At 65.7% G+C, this 20607-nt stretch carries 17 protein-coding genes; 13 read left to right on the top strand and 4 right to left on the bottom strand.

Features of this window, described 5'->3' with window-relative positions:
- Window positions 1–60 precede the first annotated feature (60 nt).
- Window positions 61–537 (bottom strand): hypothetical protein, encoded by a 477-nt coding sequence (locus EOE66_RS08825; RefSeq protein ID WP_128228344.1) that lies wholly within the window; start codon window positions 535–537, stop codon window positions 61–63.
- A 123-nt stretch (window positions 538–660) separates the two neighbouring features.
- Here EOE66_RS08825 and EOE66_RS21740 point away from each other — a divergent pair, with 123 nt between their 5' ends.
- The gene (locus EOE66_RS21740; RefSeq protein ID WP_164885048.1) at window positions 661–837 is read left to right on the top strand and encodes a hypothetical protein; all 177 of its coding nucleotides are present in this window, start codon (window positions 661–663) and stop codon (window positions 835–837) included.
- Between the two features lie 132 nt (window positions 838–969).
- Window positions 970–1407: a tellurite resistance TerB family protein gene (locus tag EOE66_RS08820; RefSeq protein WP_128228343.1), complete on the top strand. Its 438-nt coding sequence runs from the start codon at window positions 970–972 to the stop codon at window positions 1405–1407.
- Between the two features lie 18 nt (window positions 1408–1425).
- Here the strand turns inward: EOE66_RS08820 and EOE66_RS08815 are convergent, their stop codons facing one another.
- Complete coding sequence (locus tag EOE66_RS08815; RefSeq protein WP_128228342.1) at window positions 1426–2307, bottom strand: LysR family transcriptional regulator; 882 nt, start codon at window positions 2305–2307, stop codon at window positions 1426–1428.
- 110 nt (window positions 2308–2417) lie between these two features.
- Between EOE66_RS08815 and EOE66_RS08810 the strand changes: the two genes are divergently transcribed.
- The 4 genes from EOE66_RS08810 (at window position 2418) to EOE66_RS08800 (ending at window position 5717) form a co-directional block, all read left to right on the top strand.
- Entirely contained in the window at window positions 2418–2837 is a 420-nt protein-coding gene (locus tag EOE66_RS08810; RefSeq protein WP_128228341.1) for a hypothetical protein, read from the top strand.
- A 59-nt stretch (window positions 2838–2896) separates the two neighbouring features.
- A complete protein-coding gene (locus EOE66_RS21735) occupies window positions 2897–3055 on the top strand; it encodes a hypothetical protein (RefSeq protein WP_164885047.1) in 159 nt (52 codons plus the stop codon).
- Window positions 3056–3065: 10 nt separating this feature from the next.
- Entirely contained in the window at window positions 3066–4058 is a 993-nt protein-coding gene (locus EOE66_RS08805; RefSeq protein WP_128228340.1) for a TerC family protein, read from the top strand.
- A 726-nt stretch (window positions 4059–4784) separates the two neighbouring features.
- Complete coding sequence (locus EOE66_RS08800) at window positions 4785–5717, top strand: ketopantoate reductase family protein (RefSeq protein WP_128228339.1); 933 nt, start codon at window positions 4785–4787, stop codon at window positions 5715–5717.
- A gap of 278 nt (window positions 5718–5995) precedes the next feature.
- Here the strand turns inward: EOE66_RS08800 and EOE66_RS08795 are convergent, their stop codons facing one another.
- Window positions 5996–6712, bottom strand: coding sequence for a GntR family transcriptional regulator (locus EOE66_RS08795; RefSeq protein ID WP_245478969.1), 717 nt, complete (start codon window positions 6710–6712; stop codon window positions 5996–5998).
- 66 nt (window positions 6713–6778) lie between these two features.
- Between EOE66_RS08795 and EOE66_RS08790 the strand changes: the two genes are divergently transcribed.
- The 7 genes from EOE66_RS08790 to EOE66_RS08760 all read left to right on the top strand — a co-directional run bounded on the left by EOE66_RS08790 (window position 6779) and on the right by EOE66_RS08760 (window position 16991).
- Window positions 6779–8446 (top strand): GMC family oxidoreductase, encoded by a 1668-nt coding sequence (locus EOE66_RS08790; protein ID WP_128228337.1) that lies wholly within the window; start codon window positions 6779–6781, stop codon window positions 8444–8446.
- Complete coding sequence (locus EOE66_RS08785) at window positions 8443–9882, top strand: aldehyde dehydrogenase family protein (protein ID WP_128228336.1); 1440 nt, start codon at window positions 8443–8445, stop codon at window positions 9880–9882. Before EOE66_RS08790 ends, EOE66_RS08785 begins: the two co-directional genes overlap by 4 nt.
- On the top strand, window positions 9882–11048 hold the full coding sequence (locus EOE66_RS08780; RefSeq protein ID WP_128228335.1) for a mandelate racemase/muconate lactonizing enzyme family protein: 1167 nt from the start codon (window positions 9882–9884) through the stop codon (window positions 11046–11048). The genes EOE66_RS08785 and EOE66_RS08780 overlap by 1 nt, the downstream gene beginning before the upstream one ends.
- Window positions 11045–12505 (top strand): sulfatase family protein, encoded by a 1461-nt coding sequence (locus tag EOE66_RS08775; protein ID WP_128228334.1) that lies wholly within the window; start codon window positions 11045–11047, stop codon window positions 12503–12505. Before EOE66_RS08780 ends, EOE66_RS08775 begins: the two co-directional genes overlap by 4 nt.
- A gap of 20 nt (window positions 12506–12525) precedes the next feature.
- The gene (locus tag EOE66_RS08770; RefSeq protein ID WP_128228333.1) at window positions 12526–13500 is read left to right on the top strand and encodes a Bug family tripartite tricarboxylate transporter substrate binding protein; all 975 of its coding nucleotides are present in this window, start codon (window positions 12526–12528) and stop codon (window positions 13498–13500) included.
- Window positions 13501–13549: 49 nt separating this feature from the next.
- Window positions 13550–15274 (top strand): SulP family inorganic anion transporter, encoded by a 1725-nt coding sequence (locus EOE66_RS08765; RefSeq protein WP_128228332.1) that lies wholly within the window; start codon window positions 13550–13552, stop codon window positions 15272–15274.
- 565 nt (window positions 15275–15839) lie between these two features.
- Window positions 15840–16991, top strand: coding sequence for a hypothetical protein (locus EOE66_RS08760; protein WP_128228331.1), 1152 nt, complete (start codon window positions 15840–15842; stop codon window positions 16989–16991).
- A gap of 736 nt (window positions 16992–17727) precedes the next feature.
- On the opposite strand, the gene EOE66_RS08755 is transcribed toward EOE66_RS08760, so the two are convergent.
- A complete protein-coding gene (locus EOE66_RS08755) occupies window positions 17728–20526 on the bottom strand; it encodes a bifunctional diguanylate cyclase/phosphodiesterase (protein WP_128228330.1) in 2799 nt (932 codons plus the stop codon).
- Between the last annotated feature and the right edge of the window lie 81 nt (window positions 20527–20607).

Genomic DNA, 20607 nt, shown 5'->3' with positions numbered 1-20607 from the left:
CAGGCGTGCGCACGCGGGCTTCGGGAAAGCGAGATGCGCGCAGCAGGTACGCGCGAAGCGTCAGGCCAGGAGAGGAGGTGCCCGGCTCGGGGGCATGCGATGCCGCGCTGCCGGACGCGGCTCGGTCGCTGCAGGCGCTTGTGCAGCCGATCGCCACTCGACCGTCGGCAGCGCGATGCGGCCCGGCGGAACTGCGCCGTCGGTGTGCACCTCGACGACGGCGGCTGAGGCATCGGCAACCTTCAGCTCGGCCGCGACGCCCGGCAACTCGCGGCGCATCGCGCGGGAGGACAGCGACGGTCCGCCATGACGCTGCAGGTGCTGCACGCTGGCAGCCAGCTTCCCAGCCAGCGTCTGCGAGACCACGCCGACCGTGCCGCCGAGTCCGGCGCAGAGCAGTGCTGTCCAGGCCAGCAGTGTGACGAGCATCGCCTGCACGGCGGTGCGAGTTCCCGCTGGAGCGCCCGCAGGCGTGCGCAGGTCGGACCGCGAGGAAGCGGACTCGACGGAAGCAAGGCGGACGGACGGGATCTTCACCAGTCGGACTATAGGACCGAGGCAGTTCGGTTTTTCCTGAACTGGAGTTCTAGATGCTGCGCTTCCTTCGAAGTCCAGACGGGTGCACATTCAAGCTCTTCACTACTCCTCGACCGACCCGCCATGAAGCTCATCGCAAGCCTTTCCACCCTGGCGGTCGCGCGCCTCGACCGGGCCTTGCGGCCGGTGCACGCGTTGCTCAGTGCATCGATGCGCCCGCCGCGGCTGGTGCCGATCCCGATCCGAGTCGACCGTCGCACGAGCGATGTGACCGATCGGCCATCCCGTCGCCGCTACTGAGCCGCGCGAAGGCCGATGCATCCAGTCGGTTTGGCAGGCAGCTCAAGCGGCACGGCAACGTCGCCGCCTCTCCAGCAATAGTCCGAGTGCAGTCCAACACGGTCATCAACCCAGTGAAAAGGCAAGTCCACCATGCGCAGCTATCCCCTGAACAGCCCTGAAGCCGCGGCACGAATCGTCTCGCTCGTGCTCATCTCCGACGGGCATGTCTGCAGCTCGGAGTTCGACATCCTCAAGCGGCTGGGCGCCGAGCGTGAACTCGGCCTGGAGCCGCAGCTGCTGCCGCATGTCGTTCACACGCTTTGCGAAGAACTGATGGCCAGCGGGTACGAGACGGGGTCTCTCATGAGCAACGTCGACGACAGCACCCTGGCGTCCCTGATGGCCGAAATCTCGGATCCGGTGCTGCGGAGGAAGGTGTTGCGTCTGTCGCTGGCCGCGGCGCGGGCCGACGGGCACCTGGCCGATGGCGAAACCCTGGTCGTGGACGCCGCGCGGCGCCACTGGCAATTGGTCGATGGCGAGGAGCCGTTGAACACCAAGAAGGCCGGCCCCCGTCTCGACGCCTGACCAGCGCCACCACCGCCATCACGGCATCGCCGCGGCCACCACCCGCATCACCAAGGGGTGGTGTTGTCCGCGGCGCGAGCGGATGGCGTGGATCTCCTCCTTCACGCCGTCGCTGCTGCCTAGCAGGCGCAGCCCCCGCATCAGGCCGACGTCGTCTGCTCCCAGCCGGCTGACCGGGAACACCCCCAGGCCGCGGGCAGCGAAGACAGCCAGAAGCGCGCTGTCCTCGAACTCGCCGACGACGCGAGGCCGCAGCCCCTGGACCTCGAACCATCGGTCCAGAGTCGCGCGGAGCGCGGAGTGTCCGGTGGGCAGCAGAACGGGAAGTTCGTTCAGGCTCTGCGGAAACCGGTCGCGCTCGGTCTTGCCAACCATCCGTGCCGGTCCGTACCACTCGACCGGCGAGTCGACGAGCCGCTCGCTGGTGAGGCGCAGGTTCGGATTGCGTGGCGCAGCCTGTCCTGCAAGAACCAGGTCCAGGTGATGCAGAGCCAGCTCGCCCAGCAGCTGCTCGAACTCGCCTTCATGGCACACCAGACGCAGATGCGGAGTGCTCAGCACCGGCTCCAGCAGCGCATGCGCCGCCAGCTTGGAGATGCCATCGGAGAACCCGACCGCGAGGCGGGCCACCTTGCCGCTCGCCGCTTCGCGCACCTCGTCGGGGATGCCCTGGCCGAGCTGGAAGATCTCCTCGGCTCGTGCGAAGGCAGCCTGGCCCGCCTCGGTGAGCGCCACGCCGCGTCCCGAAGGTTTTAGCAGCTGATGGCCGAGCGCTTTCTCCAGTTCGCGCACCTGCGCGCTGATCGTCTGCACGGCCATGTCCAGCCGCTCGGCGGCCCGGGCAAAGCCACCTTCCTTGGTGACGACCCAGAAGTAGTGCAGATGGCGATAGTTCAGCATGTGCGCTCCGATTCGGTAAAACCGAACTATAGGTGCGCTTCACTCTGGTTTGTCCGATGGCTCTCCGTCCCCACACTCTGACCATCCGATCACATCACCCTCCTCGCACCATGTTCTACGTTCTCAGCTGGTTTGCCATCGCTTCGTTGCTTGCACTGTGGTCCCTGGCCACCTGGGCCTTGCATGCCGTTGCGGTCTGGTCTGTCTCCAACGTGGGGGCGCTCTCTGGCGCTGCCGAGGGCGTCGGCAGCATCGCCTTGCCGGATTGGCTGGCACCTTGGGTGCCGACCGAACTGGTGCAGGGCGTGACCCAGATGGCGGCGGGGCTCGGGCCGCTGGTCGACAGCCTGCTGCAGGCTGTTCCCTTCCTGGCCGGCGGGTTGACGGTCGTGGCGTGGGTGGTCTGGGCCATCGGCGGCGTACTCCTCTTGGTGCTGGGTGCTGCGCTGCACCTGCTGATCGCGCTGTGGCGTCGCCGCGGCGGCGGTGGCTCCGGTTCAAGCGCCGGTCCTTCGCTGGCGACGCGCTGATCGCGCAGGCACCACGATCACCTATCCAACATCAACTCGAACCGATCCACAGAATCACCATGGACACCAGCACCTTGCTGTTAACGATCCTCGCCATCACCCTGGCCGGCGTCGCCTTCCACGCCTGGCGTCTGGGCAACGAGAAGCGCGATGTCGCGCTGCTGGGCGTGTTCAGCGGGCTGTGCGGCGTGGGCAGTGCGGTCACTGCCATCCTCTGAAGAACAAGACATGGACTTCCTGCTTCCCTTCCTCACCTCCGACTTCATGGGCAAGCCGGCGTGGGTCTGGCTGACCTTCGTCGGTATCGTCGTGGCACTGCTGGCCTTCGATCTGGGCGTCCTGCACAAGGACGACAAGGAGATCGGCGTGCGCGAGAGCCTGCTGCTGTCGGCCGGCTACATCAGCGTGGCGCTGCTCTTTGGCGCCTGGGTCTGGTGGTACCTGGGCGCGCAGAGCGGCATGGACTACTACACCGGCTTCATGATCGAGAAGTCGCTGTCGATGGACAACGTCTTCGTCATCGCGCTGATCTTCAGCTTCTTCGCCATTCCGCGGCAGTACCAGCACCGGGTGCTGTTCTGGGGCATCCTGGGCGTGATCGTGCTGCGCGCCATCATGATCGCGCTCGGCGCCACGCTGGTCAGCCAGTTCAGCTGGGTGCTCTACGTGTTCGGCGCGTTCCTGATCTTCACCGGCATCAAGATGTGGGTCATCGCCGACCACATGCCCGATATTGCGAACAACCCGCTGCTGAAGTTCCTGAAGCGGCACATGCGCGTGACCGAGGGCCTGCGCGGCAACGCCTTCTGGGTGCGTGAACCCGACCCCAAAACCGGGAAGCTGGAGCGCTTCGCGACCCCGCTGTTTCTGGCTCTGGTGCTGGTGGAGTTCGTCGACCTGATCTTCGCGGTCGACTCGGTGCCCGCGATCTTCGCGATCACCACCGACCCCTTCATCGTCTACACGAGCAACATCTTTGCCATCCTGGGCCTGCGGGCGCTGTACTTCGCGCTTGCCGCGATGATCCACCGCTTCAAGTACCTGAAGTACGCCCTGGCCCTGGTGCTGGTGTTCATCGGCAGCAAGATCTTCCTCGTGGGCATCATCGGCAAGATCCCGGCCGTCATCTCGCTCAGCGTGACCTTTGGGCTGATCGCCGGCGGTGTGCTGGTGTCGCTGTGGAAGACGCGCCGGCAGGCCGCAAACGGCGAGGCCGCGTGACGCCCCCGATCGTGCAGCGGCTGCGCGACGAGCGGGTGTCGATGCGGGCCATCGCGCAGGCCCACGGGTCCGAGGCACACGGCAGGCTGCTGCTGTTGCCGACCCTGCCTGCTGCCCGTGCCGGGCGTAGGCACAGTGTTTGGGCTGGGCACGGCGCCATTGGCATCCATGGTGAAGACCCTGCAAAGGTTGGCCCTTTGCGCCGTGGGCAATGCCACTCCTAGCGTCACCACCGAGAGGCCGTAGTTCGCTGCTGCCGACGGCTTCGCGTCAGCAGGCGCGCATGCGCCCGGGTCTCAAGGACGCCGGAGCCGCTGGGCTCGCTTTTGGCCAGCGGAATGACCGGTCTTCTGCTGGACCGCCGGCTGCCATGGGTCGAAACGACGCGTCGGCGAGCGGCAGCTTCCGGGCATCGAACCTCTGACGTCAGCTTTCCGGCGATGAGTCCAAGGGGCGGCCGTCGCAGCCCGACCCATAGCGGTCCGATGGCTCGCTCTGAAGCTGCCCGACTGCTGAGCCCGGTCGGATCACGTTGTGCATCCCCACAGCGGTCGTTTTCGGCCTTAGATAACCGCCCAGGACCAGACATCCCTGGGTCGGCAACCTCCGGGAAGCTCGCGTCAGCCTCACCGGCACACGCATGAATCCCTGCCATAGTCGCCACTGGTCTGGCCCGGCGGGGCGGGGCGGCCCGTGGCAGGGTGCACTGGACTACGGAGACATCTCATGCGTATCGTGATCATGGGCAGCGGCGGCGTGGGCGCCTACGTGGGCGCGCGGCTTCAGGCGACCGGCGAAGACGTGGCCTTCATCGCCCGCGGCGCCCACCTGAAGGCCCTGCAGACCGAGGGCCTGCGCCTAGAGCACCCGCAGCACCCACTGCACCTGCCCCAGGTGCAGGTGAGCGCCGATGCGGCTGAGCTGGCCCGCCGCGGCCCGGCCGATCTGGTCGTCTTCGCCGTCAAGCTCGGCGACACCGAGTCCGCAGCGAGCGCGCTCGGCCCGGTGCTCGGCCCGCAGACGCGCATCCTGACGCTGCAGAACGGCATCGACAGCGTCGAGCTGATCCAGGCCCATGTCGGCACGACGGCGGTGCGCGGTGGCGTCATTTACGTCTCGGCCGTGATCGACCGGCCGGGCGTGATACGCAGCCCAGGCGGCTTGCACGTCATCGTGGCCGACGCTGCCGGCGGCGACCCCACGATGGCGGTCTTCTTCGCTGCCTGTGGCCGTGCAACGGCGCTGCAGGCCAAGCCGACGGACGACATCCGCTCGGTGTTGTGGGAGAAGTTCATCGCGCTGAGCTCGCTCTCGGCCACCACCTCGCTGTTGCGTGCGCCTATGGGCGCCATCCTTGGCCACCCCGAGACCCGCGCGCTGCAGCGCCAGCTGATCGAGGAAGCTGTGGCCGTGGCCGGGGCAGCCGGCGTGCCCCAGCGCGCTGGCCTGGTTGACGAAGTGATGGCGAAGCTGGCCAATATGCCAGCAAGTTTTCGCTCATCCATGTCGGAAGACTTGGCCCGCGGCAAGGCGCTGGAACTGCAGTGGCTGTCGGGCCGGGTTCATGCGTTGGGCCAGCAGCTGGGCGTGCCTACGCCGGCACACAGCACTGCCTGGCGCGCTCTTCTGCTGTACTCGGACGGCAGCACTGGCTTCTGAGAGCCCGCCGGCGGGCGACAGCGACGACCCTGACACGCTGTAAGCCAGTTAGAGGTGGTTTGGGCTTGGGTGACCGCTGTAAATCGGGACACGCCCGCCGCCGTCAGAGGTTCGTCCCCGAGAAGCTGACCTTCACGCACCGATTGCCGAAAGCGGCCGGTAGCCACCGAGTGCAATCGACCCCAAGCCGACATCCGCGGCCCTGAACTGGGCGCCCCGAAGCGGCCGGTCCGATCGTTACCCAGGCTAGAGAGGCAACTGTGCCTACTATCGGAAGGTCACGTCTGCAGTTCGATCTCCCACTTAACCCAGTCACCCCTGTAGAGCACTTCGGCGTAGTACAGGATCCGGTCCTGGCGGTCGAGGAACACTCGCGTGACATGGGCCACGGGTGTGCCGACGCTGATCTCGAGCAGACGCGCTGTTTCGGGATCGGCGGCACCGATCGACATCGTCTGATGCGCTCGCTCGATCCGGACGGCCCGCTTCATGCGCAGGAGCAGCGGAATCACGGCGCGCAATCGGAACTCTTCCGGTGAACGCTGAAACACCTCCTGCAAGAGGTAGAGCGAAATGACGGCATAGGGCTTGCCCTTGGTGAAGTGCAGGCGCCGCATGTGCACGTAGTTGCTGCCGAGCTTCCCGGCATCGGCAGCGACGCTCGGCATCGCATGAGACTCGTCGAACGTGAGGATCTTGGCGCTCGTCGTCTCGTACATCGCGGCCAGCGACTCGAGGGAGGTCTTCATGACGACGATGTTGGGCGCGTCATCGGCCTTGGTCACGACCGTGCCGTAACCCCGCCGCGACGCCAGCAGGCCCTCGCTCGCGAGCAACTGCACCGCTTGGCGTGCCGTCACGCGTGCCACCTTGAACTCACTGGCCAGCGCTTCCAGAGTGGGGATCAGGGCGCCGGCCAGCCACTCTCGCCTGTTGATGCGGCCGCGCAGGATGTCGGCGATCTGCAGGTAAAGGGGAATCGGGCTGCTGGCCAACGGGCTTGACGCGTCCCGAGTCTTAAACGTACTATTAACCATTCTTTTAGATGTTAAGTCCTTCAGATGCTCACGGGGCAGCTCACCGACGGTCGGTCCGGTCGAACCGGATACGACTTCATCATCGTAGGCGCGGGATCGGCTGGCTGCGTGCTGGCTAACCGATTGTCCGCAGACCCGACGGCGCGGGTGTTGCTGCTCGAAGCTGGCGGTGCCGATCGCCACTTTTGGCTGCGCCTGCCGGTCGGCTACTTCAAGACCATCTACAACGAGAAGTTTTCGCGCGTCTTCCAGGCTGAAGGCGGTGGCGGGGTCGGGGGGCGCTCCATTGCGTGGCCACGCGGTCGCATCCTGGGCGGTTCCAGCTCGATCAACGGGCTTCTTTACCTTCGCGGGCAGCGCCAGGACTTCGACCACTGGGCCGCCGAGGGTGCGACCGGCTGGGACTACGGGTCCGTTCTGCCCTTCTTCAAGAGGTCCGAGGCCTTCAGCGGCCCCGAGTCGAGTTACCACGGGACATCCGGTGAACTCGGCGTGTCCGAGTTGCGCAACGACCATCCTTACTGCGGTCACTGGCTCGGCGCCGCGCAGCAGTTCGGCCTGCCGGCCAACGACGACTTCAACGGCGAGACGGATTACGGCGTCGGCCGGTTCCAGCTCACCATCGCCGGCGGATGGCGCTCCAGCGCTTCAGTGGCCTTCCTGCGGCCGGCGCTGCAGCGCGCGAACCTCACCGTCGTGACGGGCGCGCAGGTCTCGCGCGTGTGCTTCGAAGGCACGCGTGCGGTGGGTGTCGAGTGGGTGCGCAACGGCAAGGCCGAGTCCGCATACGCCGATGCGGAAGTGATTGTCTCCGCCGGCGCCATCCAGTCGCCCCAGTTGCTCCAGCTCTCGGGCGTCGGTCCCGCCCCAGTCCTGAAACGGGCGGGTGTACCCGTCGTCGTCGACGCGCCCGAAGTCGGTTCGAACCTGCAGGACCATTACCAGGCCCGGACGATCGTGAAGCTGCGCAAGCCGCACTCGATGAACAACGATGTTCGCAATCCGCTCAAGCTCGCGGCCATGGGACTGGAGTGGCTGCTGTTCAACAGGGGGCCGCTCACCGTCGGCGCGGGGCAGGTGGGCGGCTTCGCCCGCACACGCCACGCGCGCGACGAGCGCGCTGACGTGCAGTTCGCGGTCATGCCCCTGTCCGTGGACAAACCGGGTGAACCCCTGCACCGCTTCGCCGGCTTCACGGCCACAGCATGCCAGTGCCGGCCCGAGTCGCGCGGTACGGTCACCATCTTGTCGACGGACCCGTTCCAGGCGCCCCGCATCCAGGCGAACTATTTGACCACTGACATCGATCGCAAGACACTCGCCGACGGCATCCGCATGCTGCGCGACATCTACAGGCAGCCTGCGTTCAGCGACTTGATCGACGCGCATGTGCTGCCGCAGGCGAGTGATTGGTCCGAGCATGCCCTCCTTCAGTTCGCATGCGACCAGGGCAGCACGGTCTTCCATCCCAGCGGCACCTGCCGAATGGGCAGCGACGACCGCGCCGTGGTGAATCCCGAACTGAAGGTCAATGGCGTTTCGCGGCTGCGGGTCATCGACGCATCCGTCATGCCGCGGATGACATCGGCCAACATCAATGCACCGACCATCATGATCGGCGAAAAGGGCTCCGCTCTCGTCATCAACGAGCGATCCGTTGCTCGAGCGGCTCGGTCCGAGGCACTCGCATGACCTACACCTACGGCAACCTCATCGGCGGCGCGTGGCGCGACACACCCTCTCGGTTCGACACGTTCAACCCGGCGCGACCGGCGCAAGTCGTCGGGCGCTACTCGCTGGCCGACGCGTCGCTGGTCGCTGAAGCGGTCGCGGCGGCCAAGCAGGTGCAGCAGCCCTGGGCTCGGTTGCCCGCGGCGCAGCGTTGCGAGGTGCTGGCGCGCTACATCGACCGCATCGAAGCGCACAAGGAGGACCTGGCGCGGGCGATCACCGCCGAGCAGGGCAAGACCCTTGTGGAAAGCCGCGGCGAGGTGACCAAGGCCTGCGCGGAGTCCCGCTTCATGCTCCAGCACGTCATGGCAGGCGATGGCTCGCGCCATGTGCCGTCGCTGCGCGCAGGCGTGCGCAACCTGGTGATGCGCAGGCCGCGCGGGGTGATCGTCGCGATCACGCCGTGGAACTTCCCGGTGATGACACCGATGCGCAAGATCGCGCCCGCCCTGGGCTTCGGCAACGCGGTGATCGTGAAGGCTTCGGAGTTCACGCCAGCAGCGGTCTGCCTGCTCGGTGAACTGGCGTCGGGCTTGCTGGCCGATGGCCTGCTGCAGGTCATCCACGGCGGTGCCGATGTGGGCAGCGCGTTGGTCTCGCATGGCGGTGTGCACGGCGTGACGTTCACAGGCTCCGTCGCGACGGGCCGGCGCATCGTGGCCGCGACCGCGGCCAACCTAGCGGCGGTCTCGCTCGAACTGGGTGGCAAGAACGCCGCAGTGATCCACGACGCGCCCGACCTCGACGCGTGCCTGGACCAGGTGAGCAACGCCGCACTCATGTGTTCGGGGCAGCGATGCACCGCGGTCAGCCGCGTGCTGGTTCAGCGAGGCTTGCACGCCGATGTCGCCGCGGGGCTTGCACGACGCGCATCGGTGATACGGCTGGGCGGAGGCGCGGAGGCTGCGACGCAACTCGGCCCGATGACCCATCGCGCGCAGCTGGAACAGGTCAAGGCGGCCGTGCGACAGGCCCGTGAGGATGGTGCAGAGGTCTTGGCCGGCGGCACCGAAGTCGCCATCGACGGCTGCGAGGGCGGCTACTTCTACGCGCCGACGGTGCTCGACCGCGTGCGCGCAGACAGCGCCGCCGCCAGGGAAGAGATCTTCGGCCCCGTCATCAGCCTCATCGAATACGACACGCTGGACGAGGCCATCGACATCCTCAACAGCGTCGACTATGGCCTGACCGCGGCCTTCTTCTCCAACGATGCGAAGGCGATCGCGCGCTTCGTCGACGAGTGCCAGACCGGCATGCTGCACGTCAACCACGGCACGGTGCCGGACAGCCACATGCCTTTCGGCGGCATCAAGGCTTCAGGGGTTGGTGCCTATTCCGTCGGGCCGAGCGCAGCGGCGTTCTACACGACGGAACACTCGGTCTACCTGGGCACGTGATGGCGTCGATCCGGTTGCGGTCCATCCGCGCCTCGGTCTACCGGGTGCCTGTCGAGACGCCGGTCCAGACATCGTTTGGCGTGCTGCGCGACCGCGCGGCAGTCGTCGTGCGCGCCATCGACGAAGACGGCTGCGAAGGCTGGGGCGAGATCTGGTGCAACTTCCCCACCGTGGGCGCGGAGCATCGCGCCAAGCTGCTTGCCGAAACGGTCGCCCCGCTGGCCCTGGCGCGCGCGTGGTCGTCCCCCTCGGAGTGTTTCAAAGCGCTGACGGCGGCGACGCACATCCTTGCGATCCAGTCTGGCGAGCCCGGCCCGCTGGCGCAGGTGATCGCCGGTGTCGACATCGCGTTGTGGGACCTTGCGGCGCGCCGCGAGGCAGTGCCGCTGTGGCGGATGCTCGGTGGCCGCAGCGGTGTCGTGAAGGTCTACGCGTCGGGCTTGAACCCGACACAGCCCGAGCGTCTGGCCGCCGCCAAGGCCGCCGAGGGGTTCACGGCCTTCAAGCTGAAGGTGGGCTTCGGCGCCGAGCGCGATGTCGCCAACCTGTCGACTCTGCGGTCGGCACTGGGGGATTCGGCCCGGCTCATGGTGGATGCCAACCAGGCTTGGGGTGTCGAAGAGGCTCAGCAGATGGCCGAGCGCCTTGCCGCATTCGCGCCGCTGTGGCTGGAAGAGCCGATCGCGGCAGATGCGTCCATTGAACAGTGGCAGCGGCTCGCGCAGCGCTCGCCCATCCCACTGGCAGCCGGCGAGAACCTGCGTGCCTGCGACTTCGCGCGCTTCCTCGACGCCCGATGCCTCAAGGTGCTGCAGCCCGACGTGGCCAAGTGGGGCGGATTCACCGGTTGCCTGCCTCTTGGCGAAGGGGCGTCAAGGGCCTCGGCATGGCTGTGCCCGCACTGGCTGGGCGGCGGCATCGGTCTGCTCGCGACGCTGCACCTGAAGGCCGCCCTCGGCGGCGAAGGGTTTGCCGAAGTCGATGCCAACCCCAATCCGCTGCGTGAGCTGCTGGTCGGCGGACTGCCACCCGTTCGCGGCGGCGCGGTGACGCTGCCCGAACTTGCAGGGCTCGGCGCGACGCCCGACTTGTCGGCCGTCGCGCCTTACCTCACCCTGGAGCGCATCGTGGACAGCAAGCCGATCTCAGGAGGTCCATCGAAGTGACTGGCAAGCCCAACATCATCCTCATCATCACCGACCAACAGCGCGTCGACACCATCAATGCGCTGGGCGCACCTTGGATGAAGACGCCCGTGCTCGACAAGCTGGCGCGCGAGGGCGCCGCCTTCACCAACTGCTACGTGACGTCGCCCGTGTGCGTGGGCTCGCGTGCCAGCCTGTTCATGGGCCAGTACCCGCACGCCACGGGCGTGTTCACGAACTTCCATCCTTGGGAGCCGACCTGGGTGAAGTCGCTGGCCGATGCCGGTTACCACTGCGTGAACATCGGCAAGATGCACATCAACCCCTACGACGCGAAGGGCGGTTTCCACCAGCGCTTCTTCGTCGAAAACAAGGACCGGCCACTGTTCCTGGACGAGCACCCTCGGGCGCTGTATGACGAGTGGGACAAGGCGTTGCATGCGCGCAAGCTCGAGAAGCCGAGCCGCTACACGCGTCACGCGGCCGACCCCGAGGGCTACCAGCGAGCCCTCGGTGCCTTCCCATGGCACCTCGACGAAGACATGCACTCGGACATGTTCATCGGCGACCACGCGGTGTGGTGGCTCAAGGAGCGCAGGTCCGAGGCCCCGCTGTTCCTGCAGATCGGATTCCCGGGGCCGCACCCGCCCTACGACCCGCTGCCGCGCTATCTGGAGATGTACCAGGACGTCGACATCCCGGTGCCGGAGGTCACCGCGGAGGAACTCGCCGCGCAACCGCGATCCCAGGGACAGCTGCGCAACAACATGATCCGCAACAACTACGACTCGGTCTCCTGGACGGACCAGCCGAGCCGCGAAGACCTGCTGCGCATCCGCCGCCACTACGCAGCCAACGTGACGATGATCGACGACAAGGTCGGCGAGATCCTGAAGACGCTGGACGAAAAGGGCTACCTCGACAACGCCCTGGTCATCTTCACGTCCGACCATGGCGACGCGCTGGGCGACCACGGCCACATCCAGAAGTGGACGATGTACGACAGCTCGGTGAAGGTGCCGCTCATCCTCTGGTCGAAGAACGGTGTGGTGCCGCGCAGCAGCCCGGCGCTGGTGCAGTTGATGGACGTCGCGCCGACGATCCTGGAGGCCGCAGGCCTGACACCACCGAAGGCGTTCGAGGCGAAGTCGCTGTGGCCGATCCTCAACGGGGATGTGACCGACATCCGGCAGGAAGTGTGGTCGGAGCTCGCCCGCGACCACATCCAGACCGGCGCTGAGTACATGGTGATGCGCCGCGACACGAAGTGGAAAGTCGTCTACTACCTCGGCGAAGACCAGGGCGAGCTCTACGACCTGGAGTCGGACCCGGGCGAGCTGCGCAATCTCTGGACATCGCCGGACCACCGCGATTTGCGGGACTCGCTCGTGCACGAAGTGCTGGTGTGGCAGCTCCGTGGCGCGATCGCCAGTCGCCAGCAGGTCACCCCGAAGCCCCAGCAGCCGATGCTGATTTGAACCACTCCAGGACGCCCCCCATGAACATGAACCGCCGCGACATTCTCCTGGCCATCGCCGCTGCGACCGGTGCCGTGCCCGCCACAGCGCAGGACAAATACCCCAACCGCCCCGTGAGCATCGTGGTCCCGTTCCCGGCCGGCGGTGTGGTCGACCTGGTGGCGCGCACCGTCGGCCCGAAGATGGCCGCTGCCCTGGGCGCTCCGGTCGTCGTCGAGAACAAGGCCGGCGCCGGCGGGACCATCGGCGCCGCCTTTGTGTCGAAGGCCAAGCCGGACGGCTACACGCTGCTGCTCGGAGGATCGGCGACCCAGGTGTTCGGCCCGGCCCTTTACAAGAAGCTGCAATACGACGCGAAGAAGGACTTCACGCCCGTCGGCCAGATCAGCTCGGGCCCGCTGGTGCTGGTCACTGGGTCGAAAGTGCCGGCCACGGATGTTCCGCAGCTGACGCAGTACCTGAAGGCGCAAGGGGTCCGCGCCTTCTACGGCAGCAATGGCAACGGCACCTTCCCGCAACTGGCCGCCGAGCTGTTCAAGCAGGCGAACCAGCTGCCGTCTGCGCACATCCCCTACAGCGGTGGCCCCGGTGCGCTCACGGCCCTCATCGCGGGCGACATCGCGTACTCGATCAACCACATCCCGGTAGTGCAGGGCATGGTCAAGTCCGGGAAGCTGCGCGCGCTCGCCACGACAGGCCGCAAGCGGTCTGTGGCATTTCCCAACCTGCCGACGCTTGACGAGGCCGGCATGAAAGGTTTCGAGGCCAACGCCTGGTGGGGGCTGTTCGCGCCCGCGGGAACGTCGCCCGAGATCGTGCAGGCGCTCAACGAGGCCCTGGCCGCAGCCCTCAAGGACCCCGCCGTCCGCACTGCTCTCGAGGCGCAGGGTGACGAGGTGTCCTACAGCACCCCGAAGGACTTCGCGGCCTTCGTCAACGCCGAGTCCACGAAGTGGACAAAGGTGGTGAAGACCGCCGACCTGCAGTTGGACTGAGGCCCGGGCGAACACACCGTCGCACGACACGCCGGCCGGGACGCCGCTGATGGGCTGGCACCAGTGGTTCCCGTTCCTGCGCTGGTGGCGACGCGTCGATCGCCACACGTTGAGGTTCGACGCCGTGGCCGGGTTGACCGGGGGCATCATCCTTGTGCCCCAGGGCGTGGCCTTCGCCACCGTGGCGGGCATGCCGCCCGAATACGGCCTTTACACCGCGATGGTCCCAGCCATCGTCGCTGCACTCTGGGGCTCGTCATGGCACCTGGTGTCGGGGCCGACCACCGCGATCTCGCTCGTCATCTTCGCCACGATCAGCCCGCTGGCACCGGCTGGCACGGATGAGTACGTTCGGCTCGTGCTCGCGCTCACCCTCATCGTGGGTATGTTCCAGCTGCTGCTGGGGTTGCTGCGCCTGGGCACGCTGGTGAACTTCGTGTCGCACACCGTGGTCGTCGGATTCACGGCCGGTGCAGCAGTCCTGATCGTGGCGAGCCAGGCCGGACACTTCTTCGGGGTGGATATTCCTCGTGGCAGTAGCCCCTTCGACGTGGCAAGGGAACTGCTGACCCGGTTGTCCCAGATCAATCCGTTCGTTACGGCGGTCGCAGCCGGCACGGTGATTGCCAGTGTCGCGGCCCGTCGCTGGCTGCAGCAGGTCCCGCACCTCATCGTGGCCATGCTGGCTGGCAGTCTGCTGGGCGTTGCACTCGATGCCACACTCGGTGCGAGACGCACCGGCATCGAGAGCATCGGCGCGCTGCAGGTGGGATGGCCGCCAGTGTCGATGCCGGATCTGTCACTCGCCACGATCGAGCAGTTGTTGCCTATTGCCATCACGGTCGCGATGCTCTCCCTCACCGAAGCCGTGGCCATTGCGCGGGCCATTGCACTGAAGAGCGGGCAGCGGATCGACGGCAATCAGGAGGTCATCGGACAGGGCCTCGCGAATGTGGCGGGCGCCTTCTTTTCGGGGTATGCATCGAGTGGGTCGTTCAACCGCTCGGGGCTGAACTACGCTGCCGGCGCCCGCACGCCGCTTTCGGCGGTGTTCTCGGCCTTCTTTCTGCTGGCCATGCTGATCTTCCTGGCGCCGTTCGCGCGCTACCTCACGGCGCCGGTCATGGCGGGCATCCTGTTCGTCGTGGCCTGGGGGCTTATCGACTTCGCTCACATCAGGGAGATCGTGCGTGCCAGTCGGCAGGAGACAGCCGTTCTCGCCGTGACCTTTGCCGCCACCCTGACGCTGCACCTCGAGTACGCGGTCTACCTGGGGGTGCTGCTGTCGTTGATGCTCTACCTTCGACGCACCTCGCAGCCGAGACTGGAGGAGGTGTTCCCGGTGCCCGGGATGCTTCCGCCAGTGTTCGCGCCGCAGGCATCCAACGGGCCTGTCGATCCCGGGCTCAAGATCGTGCGGCTGAACGGGTCCCTGTACTTTGGCGCGGTCAGTCACCTGGAGGAGTTGCTTCAGGCCATCGACGAGCGCAACCCGGAGCACCGGCACGTTCTGCTGGTGGCCTCAGGTATCAACTTCATCGACCTCGCCGGTGCCAACCTCCTGGCACGGGAGGCGCAAAGGCGGCGGGCGATCGGAGGAGGTCTCTATCTCTTCAATCCGAAACAGGATGCGCTGGACATGCTGCAGCGGAGCGGCCAGTTGAAGGAGATCGGTGCCGCGAACATTTTTCGGCTGGGGGAGGACGTGATCGGTTTGCTCCGGGGCCGATTGAAAAGCGAGGCCGACAACAGGTGCGGCGTCCGGCTTGCGTGAAGGGTACGCCGATCTCACGCTGGAGAGCCGGCCGTCCGCTGGCGCGGGAGCCCGGAAGCCGCCTTTCCCCAAAGACGGCTCATGGCCGGGTTGGGAAGTAGTGCCGTCCAGGTAGGGCGCCGAAAAGCGGCCCTTCGCCGGTAGGTCGCGCCAGGAATTGCGAGCCCGCCGGCTACGACCGCTTGTGGCCGGGTCCCGATGGCCACGACCAGCGGCTTTGTGGCCGCCCAATCCGTAGGAGGCCGGTCCGAGCGTCCGACGGCTTCCGGAAAGACTGACGGGCGGCTTTGGGTCGGGAGTTCCAGTTCGCCTACGGGGACAGCGGTCGTTCAAGCGACCCCGGTGGGCCTCGGCGCTTGGGATGTCGGCTGCACTTCCATCAGCGGTCATAGAGCATGCGCGATCAGCGCCGGGCCGATGACTGCTGCGTGGCCGTGACCGTGCATTGAGGTCGCGTCGACCACCGACCGCAACCGCTGCAAAGCTGTACCCTGCAAACGAGGCGGTCGTGGCGCCGAGACGTGTAAGAAGCGCTGATACTCTTTCTCTTCGCTGACAGCTCATCGTGCCGACCCAACCAGCCTCACGACCAGTCCGGCGGCCTTCTTCAGGCCGGCCAAAGCCACTTGCCCTGTGCAGTGTCTTTCTCCTGACGCCAGAAGCTGACGCGAAACTAGATGGCATCTCACTACGAGCAGCCCTCAAGGCTGATGGACGAGAGTACCTGTTCAAGATCTTTGAACGCGTTATGCGTTGCCAGCCAGGACAGTCGCAGCGGCAGCTGATTGTTCAGCTCGACGCACTTTATCCAAAAGGCCGCGAAGTTCCCCCGCTGCTTGATCTGATCCGACGCGCAATCTATGGCGATCCGGTCGCAATCTCTGAAGCAGAGAGCGTGGGTCTCTGGCAGTGCTGGAAGGCGGGGCTCGGAGAGCGCGTCCCGTTCCATCAGCGCATAGCTATGGATCATGCAATCGAAGTCGAGCAGGCTTGCCTTGCAATCTTGGCCGATTTGCGTGACAAATCATTTGACCGCGTAGCAGCAGCAATCGCCTTCGACCAACGACTGCGGCCTTACGCGACCGACACGGCCCTAGGTTGCCTGACCAGCGCGACATCTGAAGTTACGGCGCTGCCTGCTCGAGTGGCTTGCCTCTGTGAGTTTCTTCTGTCTCAAGTGGCACGCGTCGATGTAGCAATGCAGCTACGTAGAGGAGAGAAGGGGAGCCAGAGCTTTTCCTATCTTGTCGGCACGGATGATGGGAAACGATGCACGCCTGGGGGCAATCTCATACGCTGGATTCAAACTCGATTCGGTGTGGTCACACTAGAAGGTCTGCTTGCGCTGAACGCGAAGGGCCAAGCTCCAGCCGTCATTGACGAGTCCACATTGAAGCGGTGGAGCAGCGACGCCGTCTTTCCATCGGGTACAAAATTGGGCCAGCTTGTCCTATCCGTCCTGAAGTCGCGGTATGACGTTGGGGGTGTGGTTCAAGCGGAGCTTACTGTGATCGGTGCGCACTACTGGGCAGCTCGGCGGTTGCATAAGGTATTGCAAATTGCGAGGCGTTTGCATGCAATCGATCGCTCGGCGGATGAGCGGATTCGCTGGATGCAGCTGATGAACGACACCACACCGGAGACGTGGTGTCGTCGGCGCTACCCGTTATGGATAGCGCACTGGCAGGAGAGGGACGAGGTCGCGAGCGGAACCTAACTTCACGCGACACCGAACCTGGTGACCGTGATCAACGCTTTGGCGGATTGTTACCTCGACCGCCACCAGATGGGTTGCCCGTCTTGCTCGGGCCGTTAGCCGGCGTACCGCCCCCCTGGCGCTGACCACCCGAATTTCCACCAACACCGGACTTGCTCATTCCAAACTCCTGTTCGATTAGGTTATCTGCGCTGGCCAATTCCTGCGCATGCAGAGAAGTGTCAGCTTCTGGTTCAGCACTGTCAGTAGCAAAGTTTGGACACCTGTGCCGGGTCCATCGCACGTGAGCGTCTGGCCGCCCCATATTGACGGGCGGGTTGGCCCCTTCTCTATCGCGTCGGCTTGACCGCCCCGACGAAGGCAACGCACTCGCGAGGTTGAGCGAGGCCACCGGCAGCAACCGCCGCCGAGAAGACCTCCACACCTTGAAGGACGGCTCCAGACTGATCTGAGTCAGGCGCAGCCAGGGCCCTGAATGACCGCTTGCTCCAGCACCGGTCACTGACGCTCGGCGGCCTCGACTGACTGCTTCACTCCCGATTGAGGTCGCCCATCCGCTGCCACGGTTGAGGCATGACGCGACCGACCGCTCTTGCCTGCAGCGACTGGCTCAGTTCGACCCACAACTGCCAGTGGAAGGTTTGAAATGGCGTCGGTAAAGCCGACATTTGCGGTGTCTACAGACTTCGGCCCGAATCCAAAGGCAGGTTCGATAGGGTCGTGCAATACGGCGGGCTCAAGGTGCAGGCAGCCTGACCAGGCTGCCCGAACGAAGATCGACGAGCCACTCGCTGGTGGGCACGGGCCGCCTGAAGAAGTAGCCCTGCATCGACTCGCAGCCTCGGTTCGTCAGGAAGTTCGCTTGCTCGAGCGTCTCGACGCCTTCGGCCACCACGCGCAGCTTTAGCAATTTGGCCAGTGAGATGACCATCTGCACGATCTCGGTGTCGTTGTGGTCGTCCGGTATGCCGTCGACAAAACTCTTGTCGATCTTCAGCTCGTACAGCGGCAGGCGCTTCAGGTAGGCCAGGCTGGAATAGCCGGTGCCGAAATCGTCGATCGAGAAACGGATGCCCACCGCGCGCAGCTCGTTCATGCGGAGGATGGTGGCGTCCACTGGGCCGACCAACAGGCTTTCGGTAACTTCGAAGATCAGGCTGCTGCCCGGCACGTCGTGGGCCTGCAGCACTTCCTGAACGCGCTCGGTGAAGCCGGGGAAGCGGAACTGCCGCGGGCTGATGTTCACCGACAGGGGGATGTCGTGTCCGGTCGCGCGCAGCTCCTTTACCAGCAGGCAGGCCTGGTTCAAGACCCAATCGCCGATGCGCACGATCAAGCCGGTCTCTTCGGCCACCTCGATGAAATGCAGCGGCGGGATCATGCCCTGCTCGGGGTGACGCCAACGCAGCAGCAACTCGGCACCAATCAGCCGGCCCTTGGCATCCATCTGCGATTGGGCGTGCAGGCTCATCTGCTGGCGCTCGATGGCTTGCGCAAGATCATTTTCAACGGTCAGGCGCTGTTCGACTTCGGCCTGCATGCTGGCCTGGAAGAACGCAATCTGGTTGCGCCCGGCGCTCTTCGCGCGGTACATGGCGATGTCGGCCTCGCGCAGCAGGTTGTCGACAGTCTGGTCGTCCATCACCAGCAGGGCCACGCCGATGCTGGCACTGGAGGTAAAGAACTGCTGATCGATCTCGTAGGGTACTTCGAGCGCCGCACGCATCTTTTCCGCCAGGAGGTGGGCCGAGCGCGCGGCGTCGGCGGCGTTGTCGGCCAGGCCGGTGGCCAGCACGACGAACTCGTCGCCGCCCATGCGGGCGACGGTGTCGCCCTCGCGCGTCAGCGCCTGAAGACGCGCGGCCACGGTCTTGAGCAAGGCGTCGCCGGTGGCGTGGCCACGGGCGTCGTTGATGCTCTTGAAACGGTCGAGGTCGATAAACATCAGTGCGCCGAACAGACGCGCCCGACGCGCCCGGGCCAGCGCCTTCGTCACCTCCTGGGTCAACATACGCCGGTTGGGCAGCGATGTCAGCGTGTCGAAGAAGGCAAGGCGGTGGATTTCATCATCGCGATGGCGGCGTTCTGAAATGTCGACGATGACCCCCAGCATCCGGCTGGCACGGCGTTCCGCGTCGCGCTCGGAGACGCGGCCCTGGGTGGCCACCCAGAGCGTCTGGCCGGTGCGGGTTTTGAAGCGGTGCTCTGCCAGCAAGTCGTCCTCGCCCTGCCGCAGCACTTTTCTGAAAGCGGCCGTCACCAGCGTCCTGTCGGCATCTGGGATCAGGCGCAACAGCCCACGTAGCGACAACTGGGTGGTCACGTGAGGCCCACCCAGCAATTCGGACCAGGTCTCTGACAGGTACACCGACCCGCTGTGAATCTCCAGATCCCAGATCGCCATGCGCGAGCCTTCGAGCGCCAGCTTGAGCCGGGCTTGGCTGTGCTGCAGCCGTGCCTGCGTGTCGCCGATGGCGTCGAGCATGAGGTTGAACTCGCGCCCTACTTCGGCCAGTTCGATCGGGCCGTCCGTGGGCACGCGCACGTCTAGGCCGCCACCACCGGCACGCCGTGCCGCCACGCTGAGTGCGTGAATGGGCCGGGCAATACGGCGACTGAGCAGCACCGCCAGCAGCATCACCAGTACGACGATGCCCGCCGCCGCCATTGCACTGGCCTGCGCGCTGCGCGTGACGCTGGCCAGTGCGTAGTCGGCATCGATGCCCGCCATGGCAATCCAGTCGGTGCCTGCCACGGGCGTGAAACCATAGAAGCGCGGGATGCGCTCGGCACCGACGGACTCCGCCGTCCCCTGACGCTGCTTGACGGCAATGCGCAGGATCTCCGACTTGTCGAGCAGGTTGCTGCCGACAAAACGCTCGGCTTCGCGTGAACGGGCGACAACGTTGCCGCGAATGTCGACAATGGCGATAAAGATTTTCGAAGGCAGCCGCTCGGCTGCTGGCACCAGCCTGAACTTCAGCAGGTCGATCGGGGTCTGCAAGGCGCCAACCATCTTGCCGCTGCCATCACGCACCGGTTCGGCCAGCACCGTGATCCAGTTCTTGTTAATAGGGCCGTAGACGATGGGCCCGACCACGAAGTCCTTGCGCTGGTAGACCTGCTGAAACCAGGCCATGTGGGCCACCGGCAAGGGCTGGTTGTCAGGCTGGGGCAACGACGAGCAAACCAGGAAGCCCGCTGGCGTCGACAAGCTCATGTTCGACAGCTGGGGGTAGAACTCTTTGAAGGTGGGGAAGATCTCGTCGCAGGGCTGCCCCGGATCTGTGATCTTGGCCAGCATCTGCCGCCGCTGCGCCAGCGTGGTGAGCACGCCGCGGGCGTCCTTGATGAAGGTCTCTGCCGTGTCTGCCGTGAGCTGCGCCAGGCGCAGCGCCTCGGCCTGGGCCAGCGCCTTGCCGCTCTGGTATTGCTGCCAGACGTTGTAGCTGACTAGCAGCGCCATCGGCGCAATCACGCCGGCGGCGAGCAGATACAGCAGGCGGGGTACGGTCCAGGCGGGACGAAAACGCAATGAACGCTCCGAGTTTGGGGCAAACGCAGATGTAACCGACAGTTTGGCACGGCGGGTGGCCGCCTTGTTGCCCAATTGGCC

This window comes from Rubrivivax rivuli (assembly GCF_004016505.1).
GTDB lineage: Bacteria > Pseudomonadota > Gammaproteobacteria > Burkholderiales > Burkholderiaceae_C > Rubrivivax > Rubrivivax rivuli.
This window is presented reverse-complemented; position numbering and strand designations above follow the sequence as displayed.